Here is a 17,741-nt window from a genome sequence, read left to right as displayed (position 1 = left end):
CGGTGTCGGGTCAGCTCGCGGCCGCGATCTTGCCGCCGGCCTGCGAGAGCGGGTCCTTGACGGCGATGATGGCGGCGGCCATCTCACGCTTCTGCTCCGGCGACACCTGGTCGAAGCTCTTGAATCCGCCGGGACCGTTGGGATCCCGGAAGGAGTCGATGAGCTCGGTGACCTTGTCGAAGGCCTGCTGGATGGTGGTGGTCAGCTGCGGGTCGATCTGGTTGAGCGCCGGCTTGACGATGGCGAACGCCTGCTGGCTGCCCTCGATGTTGGCGTACATGTCGACGAAGTCGATGTGCGAGTACGCCTCCTCCTCGCCGGTCAGCTTGCTGGTGGACACCTCGTCGAGGAGATCGCCTGCGCCGTTGATGATGTCGGCGGGCTTGACCTCGAAGGTCGGCTCGTTGACCAGCTGCTGCAGTTCTTTGACGTTGGTCAGCAACTGTTCGGCGACCGGGGTCATGCCGTCGAGGTTGCCGGCCTCCCACAGCTGCTTCTCCAGCACGTGGAAACCGGTCCACTTGGCGGTGGGGCCGAGGGCGTCGGGGCGGGCGTCGATCGCGACGTCGAGGTTGACGGCATTGTTGTCCGAGCAGTCCTCGGCTCCGTTGGCGCAGAAGGCGCCTGCGATCGGCTCGATGCGCTCGTAGAAGGGGCGGGCCTTGATGTAGGCGTCCTCGGCGGCGGCGACGTCGCCGGCCTTGACCGCATCGACGAGCACGGTGGTGGCATCGGTCAGTCCGTTGACCTGGGTGATGACGTACTGCTTGTATTCGTTCGCCGCGGCGGCGAGCTGGTCTGCGACGGTGCCGGTGGCCTGCACGGCCTGGCCGGACACGGTGAAGGTGGTCTTCTCGTTGGTCGCGCCGGGGCAGTAGATCTGGTATTCGCCGCCGTCGAGCTTGTGGGAGAAGGAGGTGGCGGTCATACCGGGGGCGATGTTCTCGCGCTCGGCGAGGATCTTGCCGTCCTTGAGCAGCTCGACCTCGCTGACGGCGGCGGCATCGGTGTTGGAGATCTCGAAGGTGATGGCTCCGGCGTCGACCTTGTCCGGGGTCACCTTGCAGCCGTCGTTGGTCATCTCGACCTTGACCGTCTTGGTGTCGCCCGACGACGAGCTGTCGTCGTCACTGCCACACGCGGCGATACCTACGATGGCCACTGCGGTCGCCCCTACGGCGACAACTCGGCGTGCCCTCATCGGGTGTTCTCCTTCTTCTCCAACGGCCGTTCGGTGACGGCGGGTTCTGGTTCGGGGACCGGTGTCCCCGGATCGACCGGTACGTCCGGACGACGTCGAGGCCACAGCAGGATCGCTGAGGCCACAGCGAGCAGGGCGGCGAGCACCAGGAGCGTGACCGGGATGGTCACGGTCCGGGAGTCGTGGGCCTGCTGTTGGTCTTTGGCATCCTCGACGGTTGCGAGGTCGGCGGCGGTGGCCTGATGTGCGGCGGTGAACGTGGCGACCTTGCCGAGCACGGCGGCCGCCCCGCTGGCCGGGGTGACCGTTGCGGTCACCGCATACGACACCTCGGTGGCCAGGGGGGTGGCGAAGTCGGGGTCCACCGAGACGGTGACGTCGGCGCTGACCGCATAGATCACCGGTGCGGTGTCGCCGAACTTGCGGGGATCGAGACCCACCGGCAGCCGGCCGCCGTTGGCCGCGGCGATCTGCGGCAGAGTCACCCGTTGCGGGGCCCCGGGGACGATCTGTTCGATCGGCAGGTCGGGAACGACCACCTGGTGATAGGTGGGCGCGGCGATGGTGCCGACCGGGGTGGTGGCGCCACCGGTCATCGCCGGCAGCGCGGTGGTCACACCGTCGGTGGTCAGCGACCCGGTCGCGGTGCTCCCGGCGTTCCCCGTGGCCGCGGCGGTGGAGTCGACGGTGGTGGAGTCGAGGGTGACGGCCACGTGCTCGGGGGCGCGGGCGGTGAGGCCGGTGAGGATGCCGCTGGACTGCGGGGCGGTGGTGATCGCGGCGTCGAGGGTGCGCGTGCCGGCGCCGTCGGGTGCCGCGGGTGCGGTGAGGAAGGTGACGAGGGCGGCGATCGCCGACAGTCCGGCCAGCGCTGCGGTCACCAGACCGACCGCGCGGCGCGGGAAGGGGCGGCTCGCCGGCCAGAGCACCACGGTGCCGACCACGACGAGGTAGATCGCCCACCCGAGGACCTCGATCAGGACGGGTTTGGCGGGGATACCGAGGACGCCGGTGATCAGTGATGCCTGCACGGTGCCGGGACGGACCAGCCAGGTGAGGTCGACGACCTGCTGCTGGCCCACGTCGAGCCAGCCCGCCTCGTGGGCGGTGCGCAGCGCGGTCATCACCAGTCCGGCGGCGACCAGGGCGAGCAGTGCGCCGGTGACGGTGAAGAAGCGCGACAGGTTGATCCGCACACCGCCGCGGTAGATGCCGTAGCCCAACGCCACCGACACCGCGATCCCGAGCACCGCACCGGTCGCCGACGGCAACGCGTTCTGCGACGAGTTGAAGGCGGCCACGAGGAAGACCGAGGTCTCCAGGCCCTCGCGCAGGACCGCCAGGAATGCCATCACGGCGAACGCGATGGCCGACCCGTCGTCCATCGCCTCCGCCGCCGCGGATTCGAGATCGCCCTTGAGATCGCGTGCGTGCCTGCGCATCCAGACGATCATGTAGGTGACCATCGCGACCGCGACGACACCGATCACCGTCTCCAGCATCTCCTGCTGGCGTTGCGGGAGATCCTGGGACAGGATCTCGAGTCCGACGGCGACGGCGACGCAGATCGTGATCGCGACACCCACGCCGATCCACATCCAGCGCAAGGCGTCGGTGCGGTTCTGGCGGCGCAGGAAGGCGGCGATGATGCCGACGATCAAGGCGGCTTCGAGCCCTTCGCGCAGTCCGATGATGAAGGTGGCCAGCATCAGGCGTTCACCGCTTTTCCTACGAATGGGGTGACGACTCGGTGGCCACGCTGTGCCGCACCCGAATCGCCGGAAATGTCAGAATCGCGCGGAGTGCGCGCCAGCACGGATTCCGCGGTCCCGGTCGCGGACACCGGGGGCGTGATGCCCGTGACGGTCGTGTCCATGCGTGCTCTCTCGGTTATCGGCCTCCGCCGACACCGCCACAGTGGGCGGATGGTGTGGTGAGGCTAACCGATCACAGTAGTCCTGTGCGCCGGGAACCGCCGGGGGGGATGGACAGTTGTGTCTACGTCGACCCGGAAGATTTGGGATCCGGCACCCCGGATGTGCGAAGGTATGTCGCTGTGCCGGTCCACGGGTGGACCGGCGGATACTCCGGGGACATGTGGTGCGGCGTCCGGGTGTCCGGATGGCGGAGTCGAAAGGTGATACGGGTGCGTTCGGGTAGGGGAGAACGTCGGATCCGTCGAGCGGTCCTGATGGCGGTGACCGGAGTGGTCGGATCGATCACCCTGACCAGCTGCCTGGACCTGCCGTCCAACGAGCGGCCCGACATCCCCGACGGCATCCCGCCCGCGATGGGAGTGCCGCAGCCCTACATCGACATCAACTCCCCGGGCCGTACCGCGGAACTGATGCGGGCCTGGGCCGAACCGATCTCCGAGGGCACCGGGATACCGCTGGTGTCCCTGGAGGCATACGGCAATGCCGCCGAGATCCAGCGTCAGCAGCACCCCGAATGCGGGATCGGCTGGACCACGCTCGCCGGGATCGCCGGGGTGGAGAGCAAACACGGCACCTACCGTGGTGCGAAGGTCGCCGACAACGGTGACGTGTCGCCGGCGATCCGCGGTGTCCCGCTCGACGGCACCCGCGGCAACCTGGAGATCCCCGACACCGACCGCGGAAAGCTCGACGGCGACACCACCCATGACCGTGCGATGGGCCCCTTCCAGTTCATCCCGGAGACCTGGCAGCGGTACGGCGTCGACGCCAACGGGGACGGCAAGGCCGATCCCGACAACATCGACGACGCCGCGCTGTCGGCGGCCCGGTACCTGTGCGTCTCCTCCGGCGGGGACATGACCACCGCGCAGGGATGGGAGAAGGCCGTCATGGTCTACAACAACTCGATGTCCTACGTTCTCGACGTGCGCGATCATGCCAACGCCTACTCGGTGAACGTCCGATTCTGAGCGTCCCCGACGCCCGGTCACGAGACCTGACGGCGTGTCGGGGACGGGCGGTGACCACCAGGTCACATGCCGACGGGACCGCCGCGCCGTCATGCCCTAGGCTTTGACCCGTACCTGTCGGCGCGCAGATACGCCGACCCGTCCATCGAAGGGGCTTCATCGTGGCAATCATCGAACAGGTTGGCGCACGCGAGATCCTCGACTCGCGGGGCAACCCGACGGTCGAGGTGGAGGTCGTGCTCGACGACGGTACGTTCACCCGGGCCGCAGTGCCGTCGGGCGCCTCCACCGGTGAGCACGAGGCCGTGGAGCTGCGTGACGGTGGCGAGCGCTACCTCGGCAAGGGCGTCACCAATGCCGTCGAGGGTGTCCTCGGTGAGCTGGCCCCCGCGGTGATCGGTCTCGACGCCGAAGAGCAGCGCCTCGTCGACCAGGCCCTGCTGGACTGCGACGGCACCTCCGACAAGAGCCGGATCGGTGCCAACGCCATCCTCGGTGTCTCCCTCGCCGTGGCCAAGGGCGCCGCGGAGGCGGCCAACCTGCCGCTGTTCCGCTACATCGGCGGACCCAACGCGCACATCCTGCCGGTGCCGATGATGAACATCATCAACGGCGGCGAGCACGCCGACAACGGCATCGACTTCCAGGAGTTCATGATCGCGCCGGTCGGCGCCCCGAGCTTCAAGGAGGCCCTGCGCTGCGGCGCCGAGGTCTACCACCACCTGAAGACCGTGCTGCACAAGCAGGGTCTGAACACCGCGCTCGGCGACGAGGGCGGATTCGCGCCCGATCTGCCGCACACCGAGGCCGCGATCTCGGTGATCGGCGAGGCCGTCGAGAAGGCCGGCTACACCTTCGGCCGTGACGTCGTCATCGCGCTCGACGCCGCGTCCACCGAGTTCTTCTCCCAGGGCGTCTACAAGCTCGAGGGCAAGGAGTTCAGCTCCGACGAGATGGTGCCGTTCTACGAGAAGCTGATCGCCGACTTCCCGATCGTCTCGATCGAGGACGGTCTGTCCGAGGACGACTGGGCCGGCTGGGCCAAGCTGACCGAGGCCATCGGTGACAAGGTGCAGCTCGTCGGTGACGACCTGTTCGTCACCAACCCGGAGCGGCTCGAGGAGGGCATCTCCAAGGGCATCGCCAACGCGCTGCTGGTGAAGGTCAACCAGATCGGCACCCTCACCGAGACCCTCGACGCGGTGGCCCTGGCCCACAACAACAGCTACAAGACGATGATGAGCCACCGGTCCGGTGAGACCGAGGACACCACCATCGCCGACCTCGCCGTCGCCTGTGGCTGCGGCCAGATCAAGACCGGTGCGCCGGCCCGTAGCGAGCGCGTGGCCAAGTACAACCAGCTGCTGCGCATCGAGGAGGGCCTCGGTGATGCGGCACGCTACGCCGGTGACCTCGCCTTCCCGCGGTTCTCGTTTGGTTCGTGATTAGCTAGAACCCATGGCACAACGCGAGGGGCGACGACGGGCAGGCGGGTCGGTTCGTGACACACGATCCACCGAGCGTGCCCGACGCGCCCCTCGTCGTCATGCCGAACCCTCCCGCCGTCCCGCGGTCTCGGTGATCGAGACCGGCGAGCAGGAGATCCACGAGTCCGACCTCGACGTCGTCGACGGCATCGATCCCGACGAGGTCGTCGAACCACGTCCGGCAGCACGGACGGGTGGCCGCACAGCGCGCGCCCGGCGTCGGCGTCCCTCGCTGGCCGAGCGCGTCCGCGGGCTCGACAGCAAACGGCCGCTGGCCCTGGTCCTCGTCGTCACAGTGGTGGTGGTGGCCTTTGTCGCGGTCACCCTCGCGGTGCCGCTGCGCAACTACTATGCGGGCCACTCCGAGGCCGAGCAGCTCGCCGCATCGAATGCGAAGCTGCGCGAGCAGGTCGCCTACTACCAGCAGAAGGTCAACGAGCAGGGCGATCCCGCCTATGTGGAGGCCCAGGCGCGCGAACGCCTTCAGTTCGTCCGCCCGGGGGAGACCCCGCTGGTGATGATGTATCCCGGTGACGCCGAGCGGGAGGCCGCGCAGAAGCGCGCCGAGGAGCATGCGCACAACCCCTGGTACACCAATTTGTGGGAGACCGTCGCCACGCCACCCGAGTGAGGGGCGGACCGACGTGACCACGATGGCGGCACCGACTAGTGTTGTGCATCCGTGAGCATCTCCGAGGACGATCTGGCAGTGGTGACCGCCCAGCTCGGGCGTGAGCCCCGCGGCGTGATCGAGGTCAGCTACCGCACCCCCGACGGGCTTCCCGCGGTCATCAAGACCCGGCCCCGCCTTCCGGACGGCACCCCGTTCCCCACGCTGTACTACCTCACCGACCCGCGGCTGACCGCCGAGGCCAGCCGACAGGAATCGGCCGGGGTGATGAAGGAGATGACAGCGCGACTGGCCACCGACCCGCAGCTGGCCGCCGACTACCGCCGCGCCCACGAGGACTATCTGGCCGAGCGCGATGCGATCGAATCGCTGGGCACCGACTTCACCGGTGGCGGCATGCCCGACAGGGTGAAATGCCTGCACGTGCTGATCGCGCACGCACTGGCCAAGGGGCCCGGGCTCAACCCGTTCGGTGACGAGTCCGTGGCGCTGGCCGCGGCGGCGGGCCTGCGCGGCATCGCGGTGCCGGCCGACTGGCCCGACCGGCTTCCGCCGGCCGCCGGTCAGAGTGCGCCGGACACCACCGGTGAAGCGGACCCCACCGGCGAGGCCGAGCAGTGACCGTCGTCGCCGCCGTCGACTGCGGCACCAACTCGATCCGACTGCTCATCGCCCGGGCCGTCGACGGTGAACACGGACCGCTCGCCGAGATCCACCGCGAGATGCGGATCGTGCGGCTCGGTCAGGGCGTCGACGCGACCGGGCGTTTCGCCGACGAGGCGATCGAACGCACCCGCGCCGCCCTCGCCGACTATGTCGACATGATGGTCGACGCCGGGGCGGAACGGGTCCGGATGGTCGCCACCTCGGCCACCCGTGACGCATCCAACCGCGACGAGTTCTTCGACATGACGGCGACCCTGCTCGGCAAGGTGGTGGCCGGTGCCCTGGCCGAGGTGATCACCGGCGACGAGGAGGCGCGGCTGTCGTTCCGGGGCGCCGTCGGCGAACTCGACGCCGCCGCCGGACCGTTCGTGGTGACCGACCTCGGCGGCGGCTCCACCGAGGTCGTCGTCGGTGATGCGACAGGGGTGTCAGCGGCATACTCCGCCGACGTCGGATGCGTCCGCGTCACCGAACGTGCCCTACCGTCCGACCCGCCCACCGACGCCGAGATCGCCGACGCCCAGGAATTCATCCGGGGCCGGCTGGCGCAGGCATTCGCGGCGGTCCCGGTGGCCGGGGCGCGGACCTGGGTGGGGGTGGCAGGCACCCTGACCACGTTGTCGGCGCTGGCCGCAGGCCTCGACGAATACCGGTCGGAGGTGATCCACCTGTCGCGGATCTCGCATACCGATCTCGACGACATCGGGTGGCGGCTGGTACGGATGACCCGCGCCGAGCGTGCCGCCCTCGGGCCGATGCATCCGGGCCGGGTGGACGTCATCGGCGGCGGATCGCTGGTGGCGATGGAACTGGCCCGCGAGTTTGCCGAGCGGGCGGGCATCACCGAACTCGTGGTCAGCGAGCACGACATCCTCGACGGGCTCGCCCTGGGTCTGCTCGACTGACTCAGCCCGTGTGTGCGGGGCTGCGCAACGAGATGTTGTTGCACGCCTCGCACACCGTCTCGGGGATGATGCCCCGCCGCTGCAAGAACCCGAAAACAGTGCAGCCCAAGCAGAATCCGAGGGCGAACTCCAGGGTGGCGGCGACGACGAGCACACCGAGCACGATCTGTGCGGCCGGACCGAAGCCGAGCACGCTCAAGATCAGCGCAACGGTGGAGACCACCAACCCGATGCCCTGTGCGAAACGCTTCGGCGGCCCGGGCACCAGCTTGGTCTTCCGCCAGACCTTCGGTGCGATCACCCGCACAGACAGCTGACCGAACGGCGAGAACCGCGGCCCGGACAGGACACGCAGCAAGAACCCGATCGCCACCAGCGCGTAGAGCGCCCAATGGTTCACCACGATGGTCACGATCGCCAGCGCCACGACCAGGCCGGCCGTCGACCGGGCAGCGTAGTCGTTGACCGGATTGGGAAAGGTGAACACCGAGCTCGCCGACACGTGATCCTCCTACAGTCGTGTCCAGATCAGCACGAACCTACGCGCCGATCACAGGCACGGCAAAGATTGAACTCACCCCAGGCAAAAGTCTGGCGACGCCGGGCAGCCGGTGCTCCCCGCCGGCCGGTCACTCGGTGTCGGCGGGAGTGACCGGAGCCTCCATCACGGCCTCGAGATTGATCTCCGAGAGCGCCTCGGCCCCGGTGAACTCGTCGAACTCGGGCTCGATCTCGTCGACGGCGTCATCCGACACCAACTCGGCATCGATCACGGTGGCACTGTCGGCGCCGGCACGACGCGCCGCCTCGCGCATCTCGAAACCGTCGGTGATGATCTCACCCACCTCGCGGGCGACATCGGCGACCGCCGTCGTGATGATCGAGGCGATCTGGCCCACATGTGTGGCCGTCGACTCCACGAGCTCCTGGATGATGTCCTTGTTGCGTTCGATGCGATCGACCATGTCCGATCAGCTTCCTTGTCCTACGAGAAGGGGTGCAGCACGGGCGGTACCCAGGATAGAGCGTTGACAGGCGAGGGTGCTTGTCTGTGCTTGTCTGCGCCGACTCCGTCGTCGCGTACCGTGCGCCTTACCACCCGTCTTCCCTCCTCATCGCCTCGGTCGCAAGCTCCCTCGCTCTTCGTCAGTCCAGACAGGCGACGGCGCCCGGTGTTGGTTTGCGCCGACTCCGTCGTCGCGTACCGTGCGCCTTACCACCCGTCTTCCCTCCTCATCGCCTCGGTCGCAAGCTCCCTCGCTCTTCGTCAGTCCAGACAGGCGACGGCGCCCGGTGTTGGTTTGCGCCGGCTTCGTCGTCGCGTACCGTGCGTGGCTCGGTGGTTGAGCCGCGAGGAGCGCAGCGACGACGCGTGTCGAAACCTCTGTCGGCCGGGGCCGGGTGGTGACCACCTCGGAAGGGGATCGTCACCCGGCGCAACCAGCAGAGGTTTCGACGTCGCTCGTCAGATCACCGGTTCAGGCGGTGCGGGCGGAGGGGGTGCGCTCGACGATGACGGTGAGATCGTCGTCGTCGCGGGTCATCGAATTGGGTAGCGACAGTTTGGCGATCTTCGTCCAGGTGGAGGCGAGCTGGGCGTGCAGGGGCCCGGTGTTGTACGGCAGTCCGTGGCGGTCGCACACCTTCCGGACCTCCTCGGACATCTCCGGGTAGCGGCTGGCGGGGATGTCGGGGAACAGGTGATGTTCGATCTGATGCGACAGGTTGCCGCTCATGATGTGGAACAGCCGGCTGCCGGTGATGTTGGCCGAACCCAGCATCTGCCGCAGATACCACTGGCCGCGGGTCTCGTCGACACATTCCTCGGAGGTGAATGTCTGTGCACCGGTGGGGAAGTGGCCGCAGAAGATGATCGAGTACGCCCACACGTTGCGGACCAGGTTGGCGGTGGCGTTGCCCAGCAGGGTGGGCAGGAACATCGGGCCACTCAAGGCGGGGAAGACGACGTAGTCCTTGAGGACCTGACGACTGGCCTTGCGCCACATGCCCTTCACGAGTCCCTTGATGTCGGACCACCGTCGCTTGCCCGCGACGATGTTCTCGGCCTCGAGATCGTGCAGCATCACGCCCCACTCGAACAGCAGCATCAATGCGGTCGCATAACCGAGGTTCCCGAGGTAGTAGGGGTTCCACTTCTGGTCACGCGCCATGCGCAGGACGCCGTAGCCGATGTCACGGTCCTCGCCGATGATGTTGGTGAAGGTGTGGTGCAGATAGTTGTGGGAGTGCTTCCACTGATCGGCGGGACAGACCGTGTCCCACTCGAATTCGCGCGAGTTGTAGGTGTCCTCGCGCATCCAGTCGTACTGGCCGTGCATGACGTTGTGGCCGATCTCCATGTTGTCGAGGATCTTCGACACCGACAGCGCGCCGACACCGGCGAGCCATGCGGGCGGGAAGAACCCGACGAACAACAGCGCGCGGCCGGCCACCTCTAGTCCGCGCTGGGCGCGGATCACCGAATAGAGGTATTCGCGGTCGCGGGTGCCGAGATCGGCGACGACGCGCGCCCGGATCTCGTCCAGATCGCGGCCGAGCTGTTCGACCTGCTCGTAGGAGAGGACGACGGTGTTGGGATCGGCGTTGTCGGTGCCCGACGTCAGCGGGGACGGGCTCTGGGGGCTCAGGGTCTTCGTGGTCATGTCATACCTCGATGTCGATGTCGCCGACAGGTGCGTTGATGCACAACTGGATTCGGCAGTCGGGTTCGGAGTGGGTCTCGCCGGTCAGGACGTTGCGGGTGGTGCCGGACTTCTTGACGGCGGTGCAGGAGAAGCAGATCCCCATACGGCAGCCCGATTCCGGGTGCAGCCCGGCCGATTCGGCCTGGTCGAGGATCGTGCGGCCGTCGTTGGCCACGGTGCGCCCCGAGCGCGTGAACGCCACCTCACCGGATACCGGCCGGTCGGGATCGATCGGCGCCGGGACCGCGAGGGTGAACGCCTCGGTGTGGATGCGGGCGTGCGGGCGGGCGGATTCGATGTGGGCGCCGACGGAGTCCATCAGTGTCTGCGGTCCACACACGAACACATCCGCGTCGTCGGCGGCAGTGATGCCGTCGAGGTGCTCGGGGGTGAAGTGGCCGCCGATCGTGGCCCCCTCGCCGATCCCGCGTGCGGCACTGCGGGTGTAGTGGATCCGGAGATCGATGGCGGGGTTCACCGCGGCCAGGGCGGTCAGTTCGGCCCGATAGGCGACGTCGGCGGGCGTTCGGGCGTAGTGGACGAAGGTGATCGGCTCGCTGTACCGATTCGATACAAGTGTTCTCAGCATGGACATGGCAGGTGTGATCCCACTGCCGCCGCTGATGAACACCGGGGTGCGGACTCCGGCGTCGGGAAGAACGAACTCACCGGTGGCCTGGGACAGTCCGTAGACGTCGCCGACCCGGGCGTGGGTACGCAGGTGGTCGGACACGCCACCGCTCTGATTGGCGGTGACGGTGAGCTCGACGGTGCCGTCGGCGCCGTCGCTCGCGTTGGCAGGGGAGAAGCAGCGGGTCTGACGAACACCGTCGACGACGACGCTGAGCTGCACGAACTGTCCGGCCTCGTGGCCACGCCACCGTCGGGTGGGGGCCAGGGTGAGACGGACGGTGCGGGGTGTGGGGTGCTCGACGCGGGTGACGGTGGCGCGTAGGTCGCGCCAGGTGAGCCGCGGATCGATCAGCTCGAGGTAGCGGTCGACCGGATGCGGCGACATGGTCGCCTCGACCAAGGACGTCACGACGTCCGGAAGGCGGATGCTCATGGGCTGGCTCCGTTCGTTGGGCGTGATTCGGTGTACATGTGTACTCCGACAGTGTGCCACGGGGGCCGCGGATGGGTGTCAAGGGTGCGGATATCGCCGAGTGTGTCACCCGCATCGCCGCTGTGTGGTGTGGGTCACATGTGGTGTCGACTGCCGTCATCCGCCCGGTATGGAGCTGAACTCATGTTCAAGTTCGTGTGTAAGGTGGCTCACGAACGCGCCCCGGCCGTGATGTGCGAGATCGGTGCGGGCGGGCAGGTGGGAACCGAAAGGGATTGGGAGCAGATGACAACCGACGCGGCGCTGCAGCGACTCGAGGACGCACTGACGGAGATCCGTGAGGTGCAGCAACGGAACTGGCCCGCGCAGGTGCCGCGAGAAGTGCACTACCCGATCGAGACGATGGGCCTGGTCGACCACCTCCGGCACTGGGCCGCGGTGGCAGGCGATCGCACCGCGATCGCCTTCTACGGGCGCGAGATCAGCTACGCGGAGTTCGACGCGTACTCCGATCGCTTCGCCGGATGGCTACGGGACAACGGCGTCGCGGCGGGGGACCGGGTGGGTGTCCACCTCGGCAACTGTCCGCAGTTCTCCATCGCGATGCTCGGCATCCTCAAGGCCGGCGCCGTCCACGTCCCGGTGAATCCGATGCTGCGCGAACACGAACTCGTCCACGAACTCTCCGATGCCGACGTCACCGTGATCCTCACGATGCCCGCCCTGGCACCGCTGGTCTCCCTGGTGCGTGAGCGCACGCCGCTGCGCGTGGTGGCCACCACCGACATGTCCGACATGCTCACCCCGGATGCGACCGGCGCACCGTTCCCGATCGCCGATCCGTCGGGCAGCGACTGGCACACCATCATGTCGGCGTCGCGCGCGGAGGCGGTGGCGACCGATCCCGATGCGCTCGCCGCGCTGAACTACACCGGCGGCACCACCGGCATGCCCAAGGGATGCGAACACACCCAGCGCCACATGGTCTACACCGCTGCGACCGCCACCGTCGCGATGGGCCACCAGGTGGGTGAGGACCCGCTCACCGTGCTCGTGTTCTTGCCGGTGTTCTGGATCGCGGGTGAGGACTTCGGCATCCTGATCCCGCTGATCAACGGTGGCACGGCCGTGCTGCTGACCCGCTGGGACGCCGAGGTGGTGCTCGATGCGGTGCCCCGTCATCAGGTCGGCGCCATGATCGGCACCGTCGACAACTACGTCGAGCTGATGGACCGCGACGACTTCTCCGACCATGATCTCGGCTCGCTCACCTCGCCGCTGGCGGTGTCCTTCGTCCTCAAGCTGGACAAGGGGATTCGGGCACGCTGGCGGGCGGCCACCGGTGCGACGCTGCGCGAGGGTGCCTATGGCATGACCGAGACGCACACCGCCGACACCATCACCCTCGGCTTCGCCGACGACGACCGCGACCTCGACAAGGAACCGGTCTTCTGCGGATTGCCCGTCCCCGGCACCGACATCCTGATCGTCGACGCCGACGGTGCGCCGGTCCCGCTCGGCGAGGAGGGCGAGATCATCCTGCGCAGCCCGTCGGTGATGACCGGATACCACCGCAATCCCGAGGCGACCGCCGAGACCCTCCGGGGCGGGTGGCTCCACACCGGCGACGTCGGGAAGTTCAGCGAAGAGGGCGCGGTGCACTACCTCGCCCGCAACAAGGAGATGATCAAGACCAACGGCATGAGCGTGTTCCCCTCGGAGGTCGAGGCGCTGCTGATGCTGCACCCGGCGGTCGAGCGGGCCGCGGTGGTCCCCAAACCCGACCCCGCCCGCGGCCAGGTGGCCTTCGCCTTTGTCGAGCTGGCCGCCGGCTCGGCGGCCGCGGCCGAGGAGATCGTCGCCTGGGCCCGGGACAACATGGCCGGCTACAAGGTCCCCGAGATCGAGATCCTCGACACGCTGCCGATGACGGCGACCGGCAAGGTCCGCAAGGGCGACCTGTTCGGCAAGGTCGACGCCCCGGCGGCGACTGCGGCGGAGGTGTGATCATGCCGACCCGGCAGACCGTCCTGGTGGCCAACCGCGGTGAGATCGCACTCCGGATCATCCGCACCGCAACCGAACTCGGCTATCGCACCGTGGCCGTGCACGCCTCCGACGACGCAGATGCGCCGCATGTCGGCGCGGCCACCGTCGCGGTGGCGCTCGAGTCGGCCGGCGCCGGTGCCTATCTCGACCGGGCCGCGATCGTCGGCGCCGCCCGCGATACCGGGGCCACGCTCGCCCACCCCGGATACGGCTTCCTCAGCGAGGACCCACGGTTCGCCCGGGACTGCGCCGCCGCCGGGTTGCGCTTCGTCGGGCCGTCGGCGGGGGTGCTCGAGACCTTCGGCGACAAGGCCGCCGCGCGCAAGGCCGCGGAGGCGTCGGGGGTGCCGGTGCTGGCCGCGACGGCGGGTGGGATCGACCTGCCGGCGGCCGAGCGGTTCCTCCACGCGCATCCGGCGGGCATCATGCTCAAGGCGGTCGCCGGTGGCGGTGGCCGCGGGATGCGTGTGGTCCGCGCCGGTGACGATCTCGCCGAGGCATTCCGGGCCTGTACCTCGGAGGCCGAACTGGGCTTCGGCAACCCGGCGCTGTTCGCCGAGCAACTGTGTACCGGGGCCCGCCACATCGAGGTGCAGGTGGTCGCCGCCGACGACGCCGGCCACACCCGCGCCGCCGCCCTCGGTGACCGCGACTGCAGCGTGCAGCGGCGACACCAGAAGCTGATCGAGGTGGCCCCCGCACCGCATCTCGACGACGCGACGCGGACCGCACTGCATCGTGCCGCGGTCACCCTGATCGCCGACCAGCCCTACCGCGGTCTGGCCACGGTGGAGTTCCTGGTGGCCGACGACGGGTTCTTCTTCCTCGAGGTCAATCCCCGAATCCAGGTGGAGCACACCATCACCGAGGAGGTGACCGGGGTGGACCTGGTGGCCGTGGGGCTCGCGGTGGCCGACGGTTCACCGTTCGCCGCCCTCGGCCTCCCGCCGGCGATCACGGCGCACGCCGGAACCGTCGACGGTGCCCTAGCCTGTGCGGACGGCGTCGCCATCCAGGCGCGCGTGAACAACGAATCGATCAGCGCCGACGGTCAGACCGTGCCCGATTCCGGTGTGCTGTCGGTCTTCTCGGCACCTACCGGCCCCGGTATCCGGGTGGACACCTACGGCAGGCCGGGTCTGGCGATCAGTCCCCGCTACGACTCGCTGCTGGCCAAGGTGATCGGGCACACCCGCGGCGGTGACCTCACCGTGGCCGCGGCGAAGACCGCTGCGGCGCTCGGTGAGTTCGTCGTCGAGGGCGTCTCGACCAACATCGGGCTGCTGCGGGCGATCCTCGCCGACGCCGACTTCACCGGGGGTCCGGTCACCACCGACTACCTCACCACCCGGATCGGGGACCTGTCGGTCGTGGCGCAGGAACTCACCCGGCCGTCCACGTCAGACCGGTCCGCCGATTCCGCCGGGGCCCGCCCGGCGAGTGTCGAGGTGGCCGACGGCGAGCAGCTCGTGTCCGCGCCGATGGCCGGTGTGGTGGTCCAGATCGCCGACACCGGAACCGAACTCGCCGCCGAACGCGGACTCGCCGTCCTCGAGGCGATGAAGATGGAACATGCGGTCTCCGTGCCGTTCTCGTGCCGTGTGGTGCGGGTGCTCACCACTGCCGGCGATGCCGTCGCGGCCGGGGCGCCGCTGGCGGTGATCGCACCCGCGACCGCCGCCGACCTCACCGCCGAGGATTCCGTCACCGATCCCGATCACATCCGCCCGGATCTCGCCGAGGTGTTCACCCGGCACGACGTCACCCTCGACGCGGCTCGCCCCGCCGCCGTGGCCAAGCGACACGGGATCGGTCGGCGTACCGCCCGCGAGAACGTCGACGATCTGATCGACCCGGGCAGTCTCACCGAGTACGGCGCGCTCGCGCTGGCCGCGCAGCGCACCCGGCGCAGCGACGAGGACCTGATCGCCAACACCCCTGCCGACGGCCTCGTCATGGGCCTGGCCACCGTCGGTGCCGACCGCTTCGGTGCGGCCGCGGCAGAGGTGGCGGTGGTGTCCTATGACTACACCGTGCTCGCCGGCACCCAGGGCATGCGCAACCATGCCAAGACCGACCGGATCATGGAAGTGGCCCGGCGCAAACGGGTTCCGTTCATCCTGTTCGCCGAGGGCGGGGGTGGCCGTCCCGGCGACACCGATGCGCTGGGCGCCTCCGGCCTCGAGGTGGGCACCTTCCGTGCGATGGCCGCCCTGCGGGGTGTGGTCCCGACCGTCGCGGTGGTCTCGGGGCGGTGCTTCGCCGGCAACGCGGCCCTCGCCGGTGCCTGCGATGTGCTGATCGCGACGCCGGACGCCAACATCGGGATGGGGGGTCCGGCGATGGTGGAAGGTGGCGGCCTCGGGGTGTTCCGGCCCGAACAGATCGGACCGATCGACGTCCAGGAACGCAACGGGGTGGTCCACGTGACCGCCCGCGACGAGGCGGACGCGGTGGACATCGCACGCCGCTACCTCGCGTACTTCCAGGGCGACGTCGACGACTGGGAGGCGCCCGACGAGCGGATGGCGCGGCATGTGGTCCCGGAGAACCGCCTGCGCGCCTACGATGTCCGCGCCGCCGTGGAGAGCATCGCCGATGTGGGCTCGGTCCTCGAACTGCAGCCCCGTTACGGAGCCGGCATCGTCACCGCGCTCATCCGGGTGGAGGGCGTCGCCTACGGCGTGATCGCCAACTCGAGTGCTCATCTGGGCGGTGCCATCGATGCCGAGGCGGCCGACAAGGCCACCGAGTTCCTGACGCTGTGCCAGGCGCACGGCTTGCCGCTGGTCAGCCTCTGTGACACGCCGGGGTTCATGGTCGGACCGGATTCGGAGAACGAGGCGACGGTGCGCCGGTTCGGGCGGTTCTTCGTCGCGGGGGCACGGCTCACGGTGCCGTTCGGCACGATCATCCTGCGCAAGGGATACGGCCTGGGTGCGATGGCGATGGCCGGTGGTTCGTTCCACGCCCCGGAGTTCACCGTCGCCTGGCCGACCGGTGAGATCGGTCCGATGGGCTTGGAGGGGGCGGTCCGGCTCGGCTTCCGCAAGGAACTGGAGGCGCAGACCGATCCGGCGGCCCGCGAGGCATTGTTCGCCGATCTGGTGGCCAAGGCCTATCAGCAAGGGCGCGCGCTGCATGCGGCGACCACCTTCGAGCTCGACGACGTGATCGACCCGGCGGCGTCACGGTCGTGGATCCGGAGGCTGGCACGGCGTCGTCGGTGACGAACCACGGATCTTGAACATGACGGCGGATTCAACTATGAATACTCGGCGACCTGAATCACGTCTCGGACACATCGTCCGACGAAAGGTGGAAACCCATGGCAGCTCCCGATCTGGCCGGTAAGACCGCGATCGTCACCGGCGCCTCCCGCGGAATCGGCCTGGCCGCCGCGCAGGCACTGGCCGACGCCGGTGCCACCGTGGTGGTGACCTCCCGCAAGCAGGAGGCCGCCGATGCCGCGGCCGCCCAGATCGGCGAGCGGGCCGTGGGGATCGCCGCGCATGCCGCCGAGGAGGACCAGGCCCGCGCCTGCGTCGAGCAGACCGTCCAGCGGTTCGGCGGCATCGACATCCTGGTCAACAACGCCGGGACCAACCCGGCCTTCGGTCCGCTGATCACCCAGGACCATGCCCGATTCGCCAAGGTGATGGATGTCAACCTGTGGGCGCCGCTGATGTGGACCGCGCTCGCCGTCGAGGCCGGCCTGGGTGCGAACGGCGGGGGATCGGTGATCAACACGGCCTCGATCGGCGGACTCGCACACGAGGCCAACATCGGCCTCTACAACGCATCCAAGGCCGCCCTGATCTACCTGACCGGCCAGCTCGCGCTGGAACTGTCGCCGCGGATCCGGGTCAACGCCGTCGCCCCCGGCGTGGTGCGCACCAAGCTCGCCGAGGCGCTGTGGCGTGAGCACGAGGAACTCGTCGCCGGGGTGACCGCACTCGGTCGGATCGGTGAGCCCTCCGACATCGCATCGGCGATCACCTTCCTCGCCTCCGACCAGTCGTCCTGGATGACCGGCGAGGTCATGGTGATCGACGGCGGTATGCACCTCGGCGACGCCCGCGGCTACCGCACCGGGATCTGACCGAACCACCCACCCATCGCA

General features: G+C 68.7%; 14 protein-coding genes. 8 read left to right on the top strand and 6 right to left on the bottom strand.

Annotation, left to right across the window (positions count from 1 at the left end; all coding sequences use genetic code 11):
* Nucleotides 1-10 precede the first annotated feature (10 nt).
* Together efeO and efeU are read right to left on the bottom strand one after the other, a co-directional pair.
* Nucleotides 11-1,201, bottom strand: coding sequence for an iron uptake system protein EfeO (gene efeO / locus Q9K23_RS05705; protein ID WP_053778426.1), 1,191 nt, complete (start codon nt 1,199-1,201; stop codon nt 11-13).
* Nucleotides 1,198-2,910, bottom strand: a complete 1,713-nt coding sequence (efeU, locus tag Q9K23_RS05700; protein ID WP_082366071.1) for an iron uptake transporter permease EfeU — start codon at nt 2,908-2,910, stop codon at nt 1,198-1,200. Before efeU ends, efeO begins: the two co-directional genes overlap by 4 nt.
* 482 nt (nt 2,911-3,392) lie before the next feature.
* Here efeU and Q9K23_RS05695 point away from each other — a divergent pair, with 482 nt between their 5' ends.
* From Q9K23_RS05695 to Q9K23_RS05675, 5 genes are all read left to right on the top strand, one after another.
* On the top strand, nt 3,393-4,109 hold the full coding sequence (locus Q9K23_RS05695) for a lytic transglycosylase domain-containing protein (RefSeq protein WP_053778425.1): 717 nt from the start codon (nt 3,393-3,395) through the stop codon (nt 4,107-4,109).
* A gap of 161 nt (nt 4,110-4,270) precedes the next feature.
* On the top strand, nt 4,271-5,554 hold the full coding sequence (eno, locus tag Q9K23_RS05690; RefSeq protein WP_020789567.1) for a phosphopyruvate hydratase: 1,284 nt from the start codon (nt 4,271-4,273) through the stop codon (nt 5,552-5,554).
* A gap of 13 nt (nt 5,555-5,567) precedes the next feature.
* A complete protein-coding gene (locus Q9K23_RS05685) occupies nt 5,568-6,227 on the top strand; it encodes a septum formation initiator family protein (protein ID WP_053778424.1) in 660 nt (219 codons plus the stop codon).
* 51 nt (nt 6,228-6,278) lie between these two features.
* A complete protein-coding gene (locus Q9K23_RS05680) occupies nt 6,279-6,848 on the top strand; it encodes a DUF501 domain-containing protein (protein WP_053778423.1) in 570 nt (189 codons plus the stop codon).
* Complete coding sequence (locus tag Q9K23_RS05675; RefSeq protein WP_020791213.1) at nt 6,845-7,798, top strand: Ppx/GppA phosphatase family protein; 954 nt, start codon at nt 6,845-6,847, stop codon at nt 7,796-7,798. The genes Q9K23_RS05680 and Q9K23_RS05675 overlap by 4 nt, the downstream gene beginning before the upstream one ends.
* Nucleotide 7,799: 1 nt before the next feature.
* Here Q9K23_RS05675 and Q9K23_RS05670 read toward each other — a convergent pair whose 3' ends face one another.
* From Q9K23_RS05670 to Q9K23_RS05655, 4 genes are all read right to left on the bottom strand, one after another.
* Nucleotides 7,800-8,300 (bottom strand): DUF4395 domain-containing protein, encoded by a 501-nt coding sequence (locus Q9K23_RS05670; RefSeq protein WP_020791215.1) that lies wholly within the window; start codon nt 8,298-8,300, stop codon nt 7,800-7,802.
* Nucleotides 8,301-8,427: 127 nt separating this feature from the next.
* Entirely contained in the window at nt 8,428-8,763 is a 336-nt protein-coding gene (locus Q9K23_RS05665; RefSeq protein WP_020791214.1) for a hypothetical protein, read from the bottom strand.
* Nucleotides 8,764-9,276: 513 nt separating this feature from the next.
* Nucleotides 9,277-10,461, bottom strand: coding sequence for an acyl-CoA desaturase (locus tag Q9K23_RS05660; protein ID WP_020791209.1), 1,185 nt, complete (start codon nt 10,459-10,461; stop codon nt 9,277-9,279).
* A gap of 1 nt (nt 10,462) precedes the next feature.
* The gene (locus Q9K23_RS05655; RefSeq protein WP_020791211.1) at nt 10,463-11,569 is read right to left on the bottom strand and encodes a ferredoxin reductase; all 1,107 of its coding nucleotides are present in this window, start codon (nt 11,567-11,569) and stop codon (nt 10,463-10,465) included.
* A gap of 285 nt (nt 11,570-11,854) precedes the next feature.
* On the opposite strand from Q9K23_RS05655, the gene Q9K23_RS05650 reads away from it, so the two are divergent.
* The 3 genes from Q9K23_RS05650 (at nt 11,855) to Q9K23_RS05640 (ending at nt 17,720) form a co-directional block, all read left to right on the top strand.
* On the top strand, nt 11,855-13,576 hold the full coding sequence (locus tag Q9K23_RS05650) for an AMP-binding protein (protein WP_305950421.1): 1,722 nt from the start codon (nt 11,855-11,857) through the stop codon (nt 13,574-13,576).
* A 2-nt stretch (nt 13,577-13,578) separates the two neighbouring features.
* Nucleotides 13,579-16,848 carry a carboxyl transferase domain-containing protein gene (locus Q9K23_RS05645; RefSeq protein WP_305950420.1) on the top strand — a complete coding sequence of 1,090 codons (3,270 nt, stop codon included), beginning with the start codon at nt 13,579-13,581 and terminating at the stop codon, nt 16,846-16,848.
* 98 nt (nt 16,849-16,946) lie between these two features.
* The gene (locus Q9K23_RS05640) at nt 16,947-17,720 is read left to right on the top strand and encodes an SDR family oxidoreductase (RefSeq protein ID WP_053778422.1); all 774 of its coding nucleotides are present in this window, start codon (nt 16,947-16,949) and stop codon (nt 17,718-17,720) included.
* The last annotated feature ends 21 nt before the right edge of the window (nt 17,721-17,741 follow it).

This window comes from Gordonia sp. NB41Y (genome assembly GCF_030718915.1).
In the GTDB taxonomy this organism is placed as follows: Bacteria; Actinomycetota; Actinomycetes; order Mycobacteriales; family Mycobacteriaceae; genus Gordonia; species Gordonia desulfuricans.
Note: the sequence above shows the minus strand (reverse complement) of the source record. Positions and strands in the feature narration are given on the sequence as shown.